This is a genomic window from Paenibacillus hemerocallicola, from assembly GCF_006265175.1.
GTDB lineage: Bacteria > Bacillota > Bacilli > Paenibacillales > NBRC-103111 > Paenibacillus_AB > Paenibacillus_AB hemerocallicola.
On the sequence record NZ_VDCQ01000010.1, the window covers coordinates 25,144 to 38,144 of the forward strand.

The window sequence follows — 13,001 nt, forward strand, 5'->3', positions numbered from 1 at the left end:
TACTCCCTTTCAAAGTCTTTGAGTATGGATCGTTCCCCATATCCGACTTCACTTTTTGGGATACGATTTTGGGGCTCCCCGTAAAGTATTTGGAATAAGCAATAAAGCTTCGCTCCACTTTATAGGGATTTATACACTATATTAAACATTTTGGACGATGCAGTCAATGAGCCTTCCGTTTAAACATTCGAACGCACCGGCATTCACGCTCGGTTTCGTGGCGATAGCTCCGTATTCAATCCCGCCTGATCATTTGTTTCACGACAAAGACGCTTACCGCGATCAACGCCGTTATCCATAGTGCCTGATAAACCGAGCGAACCGTCGGTGACAATCGGCACGCCTCCGTTCGTACGCGTTTTTCCGTATAGCATCAGCATATCCAAAGGACGGGGGTTCATACACTTGAAGTAAGGAGCCTTATGGGGAAATTCTTCATACACTGTTTCCGACAACCGGGCTGGCGATAGGCCGGATCGATTTTAAAAAACGGGGTGAAACGTTCATGGACAAATGGTGGTGGAAAATCCGGTATACCGTCAAAGGAGTCATATTCCCGCTCATATGCATACAGTTCGTGCGGACACTGCTGCTTCCGACAGGGCTGGACGTCTTTATTTTGTTCGGGCTATTCTTGATCTACCTCGGATTTTTGTTAGAAGTATATTGACACTGCGCAGTTCCAGGAGTTCGCATCCTTGCAGGAAACGGAACGAAAAGTTCCGCTATTGCTCTTCATCGCGTCGAAAAAGGGCCGTAACGGAACAATTCGTTCCTGTATTCCACTCAGCAACCCGTTCTACAGCCTTTTTTCGGCCATTAGCGGAACTTTTCATTCCGTTTGGGCCTGCTCACTCTCGGCTTCATAAAAGAACGATTTGTTCCCCTCGCCGTCGAATAGAGGAACTCGTCGTTCCTGATCCCGATCGCTCCCCCTCATCGAGGCGCTCCACCAGAGGAACGGCTTTTCGTTGCTCGGTCCGAGAGTTTACAAATCGTATAACGTTCAAAAGACGCGTCACCGGAAGCCTGGGCTTATCGGGACGCGTCTTTATGATGTTCACGGGGTTCAAGGGATGTAAATAACTTGGCCTTCCGTTACCTCTTGATCGCTCAAGCTGTTGTACAGGCGGATTTCCTGGGGCTTACGGTCATACTTCTTCGCGATGGACTCGACGGTATCGTCCTTATGTACGATGCACAGCCTCACTTTCCGGAACTGCTGCTCTTCGTTCGCGGACAAGAACAAGTTTTTCCATTCCAGCACATCATTGGCGCCAGTCTCGGCAACGGGCTCCGGAACGGGTTCGCTTCGGAATCCCCTGCCCTGCCGGCCGGTGCTTTGCGAAGCATGAGCGGGCGGGGACGGATTGCGGTATTCGTCGCTCTTGCTCAAATACGATTTCAGATCGAACGGCTGGCCGCCATCCGGCTTTTTGCTGCCGAAGGCGATCTTCATCTCGCCCTTATCCGGGTCTTCCGGGACGGAAGCTTCAAGCGCTTCGGCCGATTCCGTCGCACCGGTCGTTTTGTTCGCTTCCGCCGAATCGTTATCGTATTGAGCCAATGCCTCGTAATCCTCGAAATTGCCCTCCGGCAGCTCGTCGCGTTTTTTCTCGGTTTTGTAGCTTGCCGCAACGGTCGCGGTCGGCTGGGCTTCGGTTCTATCCGGCTGTCCTCCGATTCCGTGCCACCCGGTTTTCCCTTGCGGCTCGGCTTCTTCCTGAGGCTCGTTTTGTTCCTTGAGCTCGGCCTCCTTCGACGGTTCCGCTTCCTCCTGAGACTCGATTTCAGGCTGAGGCTCCGCGCTGGCCAACTGCTCGGTTCTGTCCGTCGCCTCCGTTACCCAGACCGGAATAGACGACTCGTCTGCCCTGGCCGGCTCATGCACGAACAAAACCTCTTCCTCATCCTGCCATGCCGCCGAATTGCCCGACAACATCTCGATGCCGTTCAAGGTTAGCACGCCGGTTACGTTTAGACTGCGCGGAGATAGCAAATCGATGTCGAAGTTTTCAATATCGACCGAAATGTCGTCCACACTGCGAATCCGATTGATCGGCAGCGTAATTTCTACCGGAATCGTATGCTCGAGCGATTTCGTCTCGCGCGAATCGCCGTCCGCTTGTCCCGAATAGGTTCCGACCAACAACAGGCATCCTTTCACGATCGCTTGATCCCCTTCGACGGCGACCCGGATTTGCGGGGTGAGCTCGACCTCGTCCAACTCGTAAATGGCGGACACCTCTTCCGGCAAATGAACGCGTTCGTAAATATCGAAGCGCAGACCGGGCTGCTGTTCGCTCACGGTAATTCCTCCTTCCGTAACGTCCTGCCTTGGTAGTTTGTCAAGACCGTTCTATAAATTTATATGGACGAAGGAAAGAGAGCATGACACGTTTTTTTGAAAAATAGCAATCCGCACCGTATTTATTAGATTCAAGCTTGTTCGAAAAGCCTATTTCCTCTTCCCGGCCGCTTGTCCGGCCACTTTCGTCCTGCGGTATGCGCTATATACGATCAGCAGCAGCAGGACGGCGAACACGAGTCCGATGCCGTACATTTCGAGCGGAAAATCGAACACATAGTACTGCTTCACGACTTCACCTGATTTCTCCGATTTTTCCTATTATTTTATCAAAGAGCCGATCCAAAACCAAACGGGATTATGGTATGATGGTGGGTGATGGGCACATGCATAGAAAAGGGAGAGGACTGCGGTGAGTACAGCCATCCAGCTATTGGTTCAGACCAAAAGACAGCTAGGAGGATGGAGTTGGTTCAAAAAAACATTGCTGACGTTCGCACTGCTCATATTCGGGACGTCCAGCTTTTTATATTTGACCCCTCCCGGATTGTCGATTCGCGAATTTTTGGCGCAAACCGTCATTTCGACACAGCATCGGGACTGGGCTTGGATCGTCGTCGGCCCGGAGAAACGCGATTATATGGTCAAGATGTCGCATCAATTCACGGAGACGTCCGCCATGGAAAAGCAGGATTTCGCCATGATCAAACACGATCCCGTCCGCCAGGCGAGATCCGTGGAGGAGCTGATCAGCGAGCCCAAAGACATTTCCGGCCAGTTTTGGAAAGGCAAAATGATTTACGTGTACGACCCTACCTCGATTCGCGTCGTCGTGCCGAGCAAGGTCGGCGAAGGCGAACGAATCAGCTCCATGGTAACCCGGACAGACGCCGTAGCGGGCATTAACGGCGGCGGCTTTATCGATCCCGATGGGCTGGGCAACGGGTTTGCCCCGATCGGACTCATTTTGTCCGGATTCGAGGCGATTTATACGGATGCCGAGCCGTACCACGCTCAGCATATTATCGGCTTCACCAAGGAAGGAACGCTCGTCGTAGGCAAATACAGCCTGCAAGAGCTGCAGCAAATGGGCGTAAAGGATGCGGTATCGTTTTTGGCTCCGCGCCTGATCGCCAACGGCAATCCGCAAATTACGACCGGCGACGGCGGCTGGGGACGCGCTCCCCGTACCGCGATCGGCCAAAAAGAGGACGGCACTCTTATTTTCGTCATCATCGACGGCCGCCAGACGAGCAGCGTCGGCGCCACGTTAAAGGAAGTTCAGGATTTGCTGTTGAAGGAAGGCGCGGTCAACGCCGGTCTGCTGGACGGCGGCGCTTCCTCCGAGCTCGTCGTGAAAGGAGAGCTTCTGACGAAGCCGTCAAGCCGGTATGGCGAACGCAGATTGCCTTCCGGCATTCTGGTCTACGACGATCCGGACTCGTACAAGGCGGACCGCATATGGGACGGGTTGAACAAGATCGATCCGGGCGGCAGATATGACCATCCCGACTTCTTGAAGGAGCAGGCGGAACTGAAAAATAAACCGCCCGCGCAGACGCCAAAAGTAGAGCCGGAGAAAACGCAGGAGCCTGCCAAGACGCAGAGCAACAACGATTCGCCTGCTAAAACTACAACGACACCTCCGAAGACGGGCGGCACTACCGGAACAAGCGATAAACCGGCCGGCGGAGCCGGGAACGGAGCTTCTACAGGAACTTCCGGTTCGGCCAATACGGGCAGCTCCAATACGGGTACGGCTGGAAGCACGAATGCCACCCCGCCTGCCGAACCTTCCGGCGGCACTGCAACGCCTCCGGCCGGGTCGGGAACACCGGCTGCGGGGGGGGCGTCCTCGGGAGCAACCGCTCCCGGCGGCGGAGCTGCAACGAATGGGACTACTCCGCCTGCGACAAAGCCTGAAACCGGGGCAAATACCGGCAGCACAAACAACACGACGCCGGCAGGCAATACCGGTACAAACGGCAGTTCTGGCGCTGCAAGCGGGGGCGGGAGCGGGCAACCGACTGCGCCTGCCACTCCGCCACCGGCAGCGGGGACTGGCAGCGGCGGCGGCACAACGACAGGCGCACCGAGCCCTGCAGGAACGTCCGGTTCGGGAGCGGCGGGCAATACAAGCAATTCCGGCACGCCTGCCAGCTCCGGCACATCGACTTCCGGTACTTCTACTTCTTCCGGAACTTCGGCTTCTTCCGGAACAGCGGCATCTTCCGCTACAACGGTGAACCAGGGCTCGGCTGTATCTTCGGGAACAGTTGGATCGTCCGGAACTGCCGCTACGCCTCCTGCTACGACCGGTACGAATGCACCTGCTCAATAACCGTTTACATAAGACGGATTTGAAATCCTTTATGCAAATACAATAGCGGCAGTCCGGAACTGACAAGTTCCAGACTGCCGCTTTTTTCGTTTATGGAGGATTCGGCAATCTATGTCCCCATGTCGAAGAAAAAAATCGTCACCCAGAGCATTTCATGCATAAATACCCGCAATTGGACAAAATATGAAAGTAAGACCCTATTACTAGGCAAATAAAGGAGATCGATCGACGGATGAAAACATTAAACGTTGTTGCGCTTGCGCTTCTGATTGTCGGCGGATTGAATTGGCTTCTCGTCGGATTGTTCGATTACGACCTCGTGGCTTCGCTGTTTGGAGGCAGTCATTCATGGCTGACTCGTACAGTGTATATCGTTGTAGGCCTCTGCGCGCTGTATTCGTTCCGCTTCTTCAACGATGTTCGACACGATGCGGCTGCGCGTTAAGCGGTTCAAGCCGCATCGTCGCTTCGCCCGTACACCACCGATAGGCCTCCGCCGCATGCGGAGGCTTTTTTGGCGGAGTATTCCGCTCAGCAATTAACGAACCAAATTTGCTTATTTGTGAACTTCATTTAGTTTGCTTCAGTGATGCCGTTCGGTCCCTCTGCCTACGGATAAACCTCGAAGACAGTTTCACTTTTAGGGGATCCGCAAGCTTTTATAATAATATAAAGTTGCGTGCAGTGTGCCATTTGCCGACTTCGCATACATCGGAATCCGTCCTGCCTCTATATACCCCAACGATGCATAGAGACGATTGGACGGATCCCCCTCTCTCGTGTCGAGAACCAATAGCGACCTCTCCTCCCGCCTCGCTCTTTCTTCAGCTGACTGCATGAGTGCGCGACCGATTCCCAACCTCCGATAATCCGGGCTTGTCATCAATTTTGCGATTTCGGCTCTATGACTGCCGTTCTGCTTTGTACATAGGTGCAATTGTACCGTTCCTACTATCCGATTGCCGAGCAGAGCGACGAATAGGACGCATCGGGACCAACCGCCTGTTGCCAATACCGAATAGCCTCGGAACGCTGCAAGGGCGGCAAAAAACCGACCGATGCGCCATCTTCGACAACCTCGATCAGTAGCTCCGCAAGCTCGTTCAGACGTTCTTCGATCGCAAGAACCGTTTCGATTCTAACTTCCCCGTTCATACCGACTCACCCCGGATTTTCGTTTTTGTCGCCTAATTTTACTACGATGTGCTGTCCCACTACACGTAAATTCCCCAGAAGCGTTATGCCAACACAACCTTGTGCCGGTCCGGAATCCGAATGGCCGAGTCCTACAAGCTTCGAATATCGTCGACCAGTTCTGGAATACCGCTGCCGAAAGCATGCCCTCGATTATCCAATGAGCGCAAAATGGCCCATGGAAGCTTCTCCGCGTAAAGGCGTGCATGCTCGAACGGCACAATTTCATCGTCACGGCTATGGTAAATATGAATTCGGGGAATCCGGCCCAGTCTGGATGGAAAGTCTTCAAGCAATCGAAATTGCTCCACGCTCCATTCCTCGTCGTTGCCCCAATAAGGCGCAGCTGCAAGAAACAATCCCGCCACGGATTGACCGTATCCATTCTCGGAAATATGCTTCAGCAAAACTGATCCGCCCAAGGAATGTCCGATCAAGATGAGCTCCCCCTCCAGCTCGGCCAGCTCCTGTTCCAGCTTTTCTTTCCACGGTTCATACGATGGCCTTTCCGGGTTCGGCATTTTCGGATAGAGCACGTCATATTGCGCTCCTAACGATTGTTGCAGGCTTGTGACCAAATCGGAGCTTCCTTGATGAGGGCCTTGAGCCCCTGCACTGTGTATAAATAAGATTTGCCGCTTCATTTCCATCCCCCCGATAGACTGGACTGATATTGCCTCGTTCAAACTCTCCTCATTCTAGCATGCAAAAGTCGGTGCGATTTCTTACCGATTGCTGGCCGTCGGGACGATCTCTGTGTCAAAAAGAAAAAAGCCCGCTCGGAATAGGGCTTTTTAATCGGCTGACGTCGTGTTGGCTTCGGTTCCGAACCTTCTCGCGGATCGGACTCGAGCGCGTTCGATCTCGATCTCGCGATTGCGCGGCTCGGCATTCGTGACAAGCGAATCGAGCAAATTGCGGGCAACCGCGGCCACCTCCTCGATAGCCTGATGAAACGCAGCCTCGTTCGCCTTGGAAGGCGTGTTGAAGCCGGAGAGCTTTCTCACGAATTGGAGCGAGGCTGCCTGAATTTCATCTTCGGTAGCGGGCGGGTCGAAGTTGAACAACGTTTTGATGTTTCGGCACATGGCGTTCTCCTTTGAATTCGGTTTTTCTCCATCTTACTACACTCGCCCCCTCCCTGCCAGCCAGTAGGAAGCAGAGCTCCAAACGTATATAGCCGAAAAAGGATGTGGCCCGAATGGACGAGAACAACGATCAGCAAAAGAACAGACCCGATTTGACGAACTACGACTGCGTCTGGGGAAGCGACGAGGATCAATATTTGCAGTCCGATTCGCGGGAAGTCGATTCCGGGGAGCAAGAAGACGGTCAAGTCCAATAATTTCTTCATGAAAAAAAGACCACCTTTATGAACCGGGGTGGTCTTGTTCGTTGTATCGGTTACAGCCGTTTCAACGCCTCGTAATGCGCTCCGATCGTCGTTTCGATGTCCTCGTCCGTATGGACCGAGGATACGAACATCCCTTCGAACTGGGATGGCGCTACGCTTACGCCCAAGTCGAGCAGATTGCCGAAGTATTTGCCGAACCGCGCGAGATCGGAAGTTTTGGCCGTCTCATAATCGATGACCTTCGTCTCCGTAAAAAACGGACATACCATCGAGCCTATCCGATTGATCGTTGACGGAATTCCAAGCTCACGAGCATTGCTCGAAAAGCCTTCCTCCAGTCGTGCCGATTTGCGTTCCAGCTCTTCGTAAACGCCGGGTTGGGCAAGCAGCTTCAAGGTCGTATAACCGGCCGCCATCGCGAGCGGGTTGCCGGACAATGTCCCGGCCTGATAGATGGGGCCGCTGGGAGCCATCCGCTCCATAATATCGCGGCGTCCGCCGTACGCCCCTACGGGAAGACCGCCACCGATCACTTTGCCGAGACACGTCAGGTCGGGGGTTATGCCGAATTCGCCTTGAGCGCAATGGAAGCCGACGCGGAATCCGGTCATGACCTCATCGAAAATGAGCAAGCTTCCGTATTGCCGAGTCACGTCGCGCAGCCCTTGCAAAAATCCCGGCAGTGGCGGTACGACGCCCATATTGCCCGCCACCGGCTCCACGATGACGGCGGCGATTTCCTCGCCGAATTTCTCGAACGCCACTTTGACCGAATCCAAATCGTTATACGGAACCGTTATCGTATTCATCGCCACGCCTTCGGGTACGCCCGGACTGTCCGGCAGTCCAAGCGTCGCCACGCCGGAGCCCGCCTTAATAAGCAGCGAATCGGCATGGCCGTGATAGCAGCCTTCGAATTTCAATATTTTGTGGCGCCCCGTAAACCCGCGCGCCAAACGGAGTGCGCTCATCGTCGCTTCCGTGCCGGAATTTACCATTCTGACGATTTCGATCGAAGGCACCCGATCGCAAACAAGCTTGGCCATCTCCGTCTCTAGGAGCGTCGGAGCTCCGAAGCTCGTCCCCTTCTCCGCGGTCCGCTTGATCGCTTCAACGACTTCCGGATGCGCATGGCCCATAATGAGGGGCCCCCAGGAACCGACATAGTCGATAAACGAGTTGCCGTCGATATCGTAAACCCGCGAGCCTTCGCCCCGCTCGATGAAAGCCGGCGTCAAACCGACCGATTTGAAAGCGCGCACCGGGCTGTTGACCCCCCCGGGTATGTACCGCTTCGCTTCCTCGAACGCCGCCGCCGACTTCCCGTCTTTCCGCGCTTGCTGTTGTCCCGACATCTTTTCACTCTCCTCATTTTTCGGAAAATTTCCGTTCAATCTTAGTAACCGCCGGGCAAATGCCATTTCCTCTGTTCCTGCCGTATGGTAAAATGTGTGGGTGATGGCAAAAGGGTGAAGCGAGGTTTTATCCGTTATGATCGACTTCCTGCAGCAAGTCCCGTTGTTTTACAAATTGAACGAAAAGCAATTAAGCTATATCGCGGAGATTTGCACGAAAAAACCGTTCAAAGCCGGAACGGTGCTGTTCCGCGAGAAGGAGCCCGGTTCCGCGTTCTACATCGTCTATTCCGGCTCCATCAAGCTGTTCATGTCCAGCCAGGCCGGCGAAGAAAAAATTTTATCCGTTTTCAAATCCGGAGACAGCTTCGGCGAATTATCGCTGATCGATGGCAAGCCCCGCTCCGCCAGCGCGCAGACGCTCGAAGATTCCACGATGATCGTCCTCGGCGCGGGCAACTTTCTGGAGCTGTTGAAGTGGAACTTCGAGATTACGCTATGCATCATGCAGGAGCTGGCCCAACGGTTGCGCGATACGAACCAGCACGTGCACGATCTGACCTTTTTGGACGCCCGTTCCCGAGTTGTCAAAAATCTGATCCTGCTCGCGAACAAAAACGGAACGCGCAAAGGAACGACGATCCATGTGAAGCTGGCTCTGAACTTCGACGAAATATCCCGCATGGCCGGCGTCCAGAAGACGGTGCTCATGCAAGTGATGCGCGATCTCGAGGACCGCGGAGTGATCAGCGTCGCCATGAACGAGTTTACGCTTCATTTGGACCGTCTGAGAGGCGGTAATTGAACACCGCCTCCAACCACGTCCAACCACGATCATACTCCTGCCAAATAGGACGCGGCCGCTTCGGCTGCGTCTTTTGCTTGCCTCACGCAATCCGGAATGCCTACTCCTTCGAACGCCGCCCCCGTCACGAAGGTGCCTGGCAAATCGGCGACAAGACGCTCTCTCAACCGTCGGATCCGTTCCATATGTCCGACCTGATATTGCGGCATCGACCGGTTCAGGCGCGTCACTTCCACGAACAATGGCTCTTCCCGTATTCCCATCAGCTCGAGCAAATCGTGCCTGACCCGGCTGACGATCTCGTCGTCGGACAAGCTCTTCCAGTCCTGGTCGCCGGAACGGCCTACGTAGCAGCGGATAAGCGCCTTCCCTTCCGGTGCGGTATGCAGCCATTTCGACGATGTCCACGTACATGCCGTAATAAACCGGCCTTCCGTCCGCGGGATCACGAAGCCGGAGCCGTCGAGCGGATGGTTCAAGCTGTCCTTGTCGAAGGCAAGCACTACGTTCGCCACCGAAACATAGTCCATCTCCCCGAGCCATCCCGTATCCGGTACGGTTTTCAGCAGAGGGGCCATGGCATAAGCCGGCAGCGCCAATATGACCGCATCCGCTTCCAGCGTATCGCCCTCGTCCAGCATCAGCTTATAGCTGCCGTTGTCCCGCTCCAGTCCCTTGACTTCGGCCTTGATGTCGGTCGTATCCTGAAGCGCGCCTCTCAGCCCCTCCAGAACGGTCACAAGGCCTTTCCGATAAGTCAGGAACACGCTGGAGCGGTCCTTGTGCGGGACGATTTCGGACAGCTTCGAAGGCGGCGGCGGGTTGAGCTTGCCGGCCGTCATGCCTTTGATCAGGCTGCCGTATGTTTGCTCGACTTGATGAAACTGCGGGAAGGTCGCTTCCAGGCTCAGCTTGTACGTATCTCCCGCATAGATGCCCGCCAGTATCGGCTCGGCGATATTCGCGAGCACTTCTTTCCCCAGCCTTCTTTCGAAAAAATCGCCGACCGACTCGTCGCCGGTTTCTTTCCGCCGCGGAAGCACATAATCCATGGCGGCTCTGGCTTTGCCGAACGGCGAGATGAGATTCGTCGTCATAAAGGGCTTGATCTCCGTGGGAACGCCGAGCGACAGCCCGCGCGGCATTCGGTGAAGCTTGCCTTTATGCACGATATACGTTTTGTTCGCCTTCGGATTCAAGCCGGTCAATTCCCGCTCCAGACCTAGGTCCCGGGTAAGCTCGATCATCGGCAGCTTGCGCGCCAGAAACGAATCCGGTCCTTGCTCGATGACGAAACCGTCGCGATGCAGCGTACGGATTTTGCCGCCGAACATATCGCTCTTCTCCACGATCGATATATCGGCCTCGACGTGCCGGCCCGCCAGCGCCGATTTCAAATAAAAGGCGGCGCTCAGTCCGCTGATGCCCCCGCCTACGACGACGACATGCTTGCGGCCGTTTTCCTTATTTTCCATGACGGTATTGTCCTCCCCCGCTTGCTTTCAATGCGCCGGCTGTACGCCCGCTCAAGCTTGCCCGAGTTGATCCGCCACGACATCGCTTAAGGTTTTCATATACAACGGATCGGTATTGAGCGAAGCCGTACGCTCGAGGTGCATCCCCAACCGTGCGGCCAATGCCTGGCACTCGATGTCCACGTCGTACAGCACTTCCAGATGGTCGGATACGAATCCGATCGGGCACAGAAGCACGTTCTCCACATGCTCTTCGCGGTGAATCGTCTCCAGCACGTCCAGAATATCCGGCCCGAGCCACGGCATAGCCGTCTGCCCCGCGCTTTGCCAGGCGAACTGCCAGCTCGTCACGCCGGTTTGCTCGGCGACCGCCTTGGACGAAGCAAGCAATTGCTCCGGATAAGGATCGCGCATTTCCAATATTTTCTCCGGCAAGCTGTGCGCGGAGAAGATGACTCTCACCTTATCGGGGGACACGCCCTCGAATCGCTGCAGCGCCGCCGTAACCCGTTCCGACAACGCTTGGATCAGCAACGGATGCAGATGGTAGCTCTTGACGAAACGAATGCTCAAGCCGAGCGGCTCGGCCGTTTCCTCGGCGCGTTTGATATATCCGCCCACGCTCATGACGGAATAGTGCGGCGCCAATACGACACCGACCGCTTCCTTTATTCCGTCCGCGGCCATTTGCTTCACGCCGTCCTCTATGAACGGAGATGCATGCTTCAAGCCTTGATAGCATTTGAATTCGAGCTCCGGATGCTCCCGATTCAACGTCCGCTCCAGCTCTTCCACCTGCCGGTTCGTATTTTCGCGCAGCGGGAAAAACCCGCCGACGATTTTCCCGTATCGATCGGTCAGTGCCTTCAACTGCTCTGGGGAAGGAGGGGAACCGCGCCGGATATGCGTGTAATAAGCTTCGATCTGCTCCATGCTTTCCGGCGTGCCGTATGACATGACGAGAACGCCTATTTTCCGTTTCGACATCGTTTAGTTCGCTCCTTCCGCGACCCGGAGCCGTTTAATGGCGCTCTCCGAATATTCGTGTATAAACCCGGTCAGCTCCTTCAGCTTGTCGAGGGACGCTTCCGGGAATAGGCCGTGGCCCAAATTAAAAATGTAGCCCGGGCTTTGCAAGCCTTCGTCGATCAACGCCTGCGCCTGCCGCTCGATCAGTTCCGCCGGTGCCGTCAAAATATAAGGATCAAGGTTGCCTTGTACGGCAAACCGGTTGTCCAGCCGTTTCCGTCCTTCGGCGATCGACACTCTCCAATCAAGACCGATGACATCGGCTTCGATATGGTGCAGATGAGGCAGAAGCTCCCCGGAGCTGACGCCCGGGAAATAAATTTTCGGCTGCGGCAAATCCGACAATCCGGCGAATATGCGGGTAATCGTAGGCAGCACGTACGTCCGGAAGTCCGCCGGGGACAGCGAACCGACCCAGCTGTCGAACAGTTGGACCGCTTTGGCGCCGGCAGCGATGTGGGCGCGCAAATAGGCGATGACCATATCGCCAAGCTTGTCCATCAGCGAGAACCATACTTCCGGCTCGGCGTACATCATTTCCTTTGTCCGGATGTAGCTTTTGGACGGTCTGCCTTCGATCAAGTAGCTCGCGATCGTAAACGGAGCGCCGGCGAACGTGATCAGCGGCACTTCCAGGTCGCGGTCGAGTATGCGGATCGTTTCTATAATATGCGACAAATCGCCGTCGACATCGATCGGACGCAGCTTGCGGACATCCTCCGCCGACCGGATCGGATTGTCTATGACCGGACCTACATTGGCGACGATATCGAACTTGATGCCGAGCGATGCGACCGGATTCATAATATCGGAATACAAAATGGCGGCGTCGACGCCCAGCTTGCGGACCGGCATCAACGTTACCTCTGCGGCCAAATCGGGCTGCTGGCATATTTCGAGCAGGGAATACTTTTCCTTGATCTTGCGGTATTCGGGATCGTATCGGCCGGCCTGGCGCATATACCAGACGGGAAGCCGATCTACGGGCTGCTTGCGGCATGCCCGGATGAACGTATCGTTGTAAGCCATATCCGACTCTCCTCTTTCTTACCCGCGCTTTTGGGAGCACTCTCCCGTTTCCAATTTTCATTATGCCCGATTTCCGGTGCGGTAACAACTCGGGACTCGCCTATAATCCGA

General features: G+C 55.1%; 13 protein-coding genes and 1 pseudogene. 5 read left to right on the top strand and 9 right to left on the bottom strand.

What is annotated here, in order from left to right:
• Positions 1–505 precede the first annotated feature (505 nt).
• Positions 506–670, top strand: coding sequence for a hypothetical protein (locus tag FE784_RS40745; protein WP_176706080.1), 165 nt, complete (start codon positions 506–508; stop codon positions 668–670).
• Between the two features lie 399 nt (positions 671–1,069).
• On the opposite strand, the gene FE784_RS09315 is transcribed toward FE784_RS40745, so the two are convergent.
• The gene (locus FE784_RS09315) at positions 1,070–2,308 is read right to left on the bottom strand and encodes a LysM peptidoglycan-binding domain-containing protein (RefSeq protein ID WP_139601926.1); all 1,239 of its coding nucleotides are present in this window, start codon (positions 2,306–2,308) and stop codon (positions 1,070–1,072) included.
• 150 nt (positions 2,309–2,458) lie between these two features.
• Positions 2,459–2,599 carry a hypothetical protein gene (locus tag FE784_RS40750; protein WP_176706081.1) on the bottom strand — a complete coding sequence of 47 codons (141 nt, stop codon included), beginning with the start codon at positions 2,597–2,599 and terminating at the stop codon, positions 2,459–2,461.
• Positions 2,600–2,720: 121 nt separating this feature from the next.
• On the opposite strand from FE784_RS40750, the gene FE784_RS09320 reads away from it, so the two are divergent.
• Both FE784_RS09320 and FE784_RS09325 read left to right on the top strand, forming a co-directional pair.
• On the top strand, positions 2,721–4,649 hold the full coding sequence (locus FE784_RS09320) for a phosphodiester glycosidase family protein (RefSeq protein WP_246131966.1): 1,929 nt from the start codon (positions 2,721–2,723) through the stop codon (positions 4,647–4,649).
• Between the two features lie 232 nt (positions 4,650–4,881).
• Positions 4,882–5,094 (top strand): DUF378 domain-containing protein, encoded by a 213-nt coding sequence (locus FE784_RS09325; RefSeq protein ID WP_139601927.1) that lies wholly within the window; start codon positions 4,882–4,884, stop codon positions 5,092–5,094.
• Positions 5,095–5,289: 195 nt separating this feature from the next.
• Here the strand turns inward: FE784_RS09325 and FE784_RS09330 are convergent.
• The 3 genes and pseudogenes from FE784_RS09330 to FE784_RS09340 form a co-directional block, all read right to left on the bottom strand.
• A pseudogene (locus FE784_RS09330) lies at positions 5,290–5,804 on the bottom strand (N-acetyltransferase family protein).
• A gap of 131 nt (positions 5,805–5,935) precedes the next feature.
• The gene (locus FE784_RS09335; protein WP_139601928.1) at positions 5,936–6,487 is read right to left on the bottom strand and encodes an RBBP9/YdeN family alpha/beta hydrolase; all 552 of its coding nucleotides are present in this window, start codon (positions 6,485–6,487) and stop codon (positions 5,936–5,938) included.
• A gap of 150 nt (positions 6,488–6,637) precedes the next feature.
• Positions 6,638–6,931 (bottom strand): DUF2277 domain-containing protein, encoded by a 294-nt coding sequence (locus FE784_RS09340; RefSeq protein ID WP_139601929.1) that lies wholly within the window; start codon positions 6,929–6,931, stop codon positions 6,638–6,640.
• A gap of 113 nt (positions 6,932–7,044) precedes the next feature.
• Between FE784_RS09340 and FE784_RS40755 the strand changes: the two genes are divergently transcribed.
• Entirely contained in the window at positions 7,045–7,188 is a 144-nt protein-coding gene (locus tag FE784_RS40755) for a hypothetical protein (protein ID WP_176706082.1), read from the top strand.
• A gap of 59 nt (positions 7,189–7,247) precedes the next feature.
• Here the strand turns inward: FE784_RS40755 and hemL are convergent, their stop codons facing one another.
• Positions 7,248–8,552: a glutamate-1-semialdehyde 2,1-aminomutase gene (gene hemL / locus FE784_RS09345; RefSeq protein WP_139601930.1), complete on the bottom strand. Its 1,305-nt coding sequence runs from the start codon at positions 8,550–8,552 to the stop codon at positions 7,248–7,250.
• A gap of 136 nt (positions 8,553–8,688) precedes the next feature.
• Here hemL and FE784_RS09350 point away from each other — a divergent pair, with 136 nt between their 5' ends.
• The gene (locus FE784_RS09350; RefSeq protein WP_139601931.1) at positions 8,689–9,357 is read left to right on the top strand and encodes a Crp/Fnr family transcriptional regulator; all 669 of its coding nucleotides are present in this window, start codon (positions 8,689–8,691) and stop codon (positions 9,355–9,357) included.
• A gap of 29 nt (positions 9,358–9,386) precedes the next feature.
• On the opposite strand, the gene hemG is transcribed toward FE784_RS09350, so the two are convergent.
• Genes hemG through hemE form a run of 3 tightly spaced genes read right to left on the bottom strand, consistent with a single transcriptional unit; the run spans position 9,387 to position 12,890 of the window.
• Entirely contained in the window at positions 9,387–10,832 is a 1,446-nt protein-coding gene (hemG, locus tag FE784_RS09355; protein ID WP_139601932.1) for a protoporphyrinogen oxidase, read from the bottom strand.
• A gap of 51 nt (positions 10,833–10,883) precedes the next feature.
• On the bottom strand, positions 10,884–11,819 hold the full coding sequence (gene hemH, locus FE784_RS09360) for a ferrochelatase (RefSeq protein WP_139601933.1): 936 nt from the start codon (positions 11,817–11,819) through the stop codon (positions 10,884–10,886).
• 3 nt (positions 11,820–11,822) lie between these two features.
• Positions 11,823–12,890 (bottom strand): uroporphyrinogen decarboxylase, encoded by a 1,068-nt coding sequence (gene hemE, locus FE784_RS09365; protein WP_139601934.1) that lies wholly within the window; start codon positions 12,888–12,890, stop codon positions 11,823–11,825.
• Positions 12,891–13,001 lie beyond the last annotated feature (111 nt).

What these genes read in the sequence shown, in the direction of transcription:
- FE784_RS40745 (WP_176706080.1), top strand. Translation starts at nt 506, where the DNA reads ATGGACAAATGGTGGTGGAAAATCCGGTATACCGTCAAAGGAGTCATA.
- FE784_RS09325 (WP_139601927.1), top strand. Translation starts at nt 4,882, where the DNA reads ATGAAAACATTAAACGTTGTTGCGCTTGCGCTTCTGATTGTCGGCGGA.
- FE784_RS09335 (WP_139601928.1), bottom strand. Translation starts at nt 6,487, where the DNA reads ATGAAGCGGCAAATCTTATTTATACACAGTGCAGGGGCTCAAGGCCCT.
- FE784_RS09340 (WP_139601929.1), bottom strand. Translation starts at nt 6,931, where the DNA reads ATGTGCCGAAACATCAAAACGTTGTTCAACTTCGACCCGCCCGCTACC.
- FE784_RS40755 (WP_176706082.1), top strand. Translation starts at nt 7,045, where the DNA reads ATGGACGAGAACAACGATCAGCAAAAGAACAGACCCGATTTGACGAAC.
- hemL (WP_139601930.1), bottom strand. Translation starts at nt 8,552, where the DNA reads ATGTCGGGACAACAGCAAGCGCGGAAAGACGGGAAGTCGGCGGCGGCG.
- FE784_RS09350 (WP_139601931.1), top strand. Translation starts at nt 8,689, where the DNA reads ATGATCGACTTCCTGCAGCAAGTCCCGTTGTTTTACAAATTGAACGAA.
- hemG (WP_139601932.1), bottom strand. Translation starts at nt 10,832, where the DNA reads ATGGAAAATAAGGAAAACGGCCGCAAGCATGTCGTCGTCGTAGGCGGG.
- hemH (WP_139601933.1), bottom strand. Translation starts at nt 11,819, where the DNA reads ATGTCGAAACGGAAAATAGGCGTTCTCGTCATGTCATACGGCACGCCG.
- hemE (WP_139601934.1), bottom strand. Translation starts at nt 12,890, where the DNA reads ATGGCTTACAACGATACGTTCATCCGGGCATGCCGCAAGCAGCCCGTA.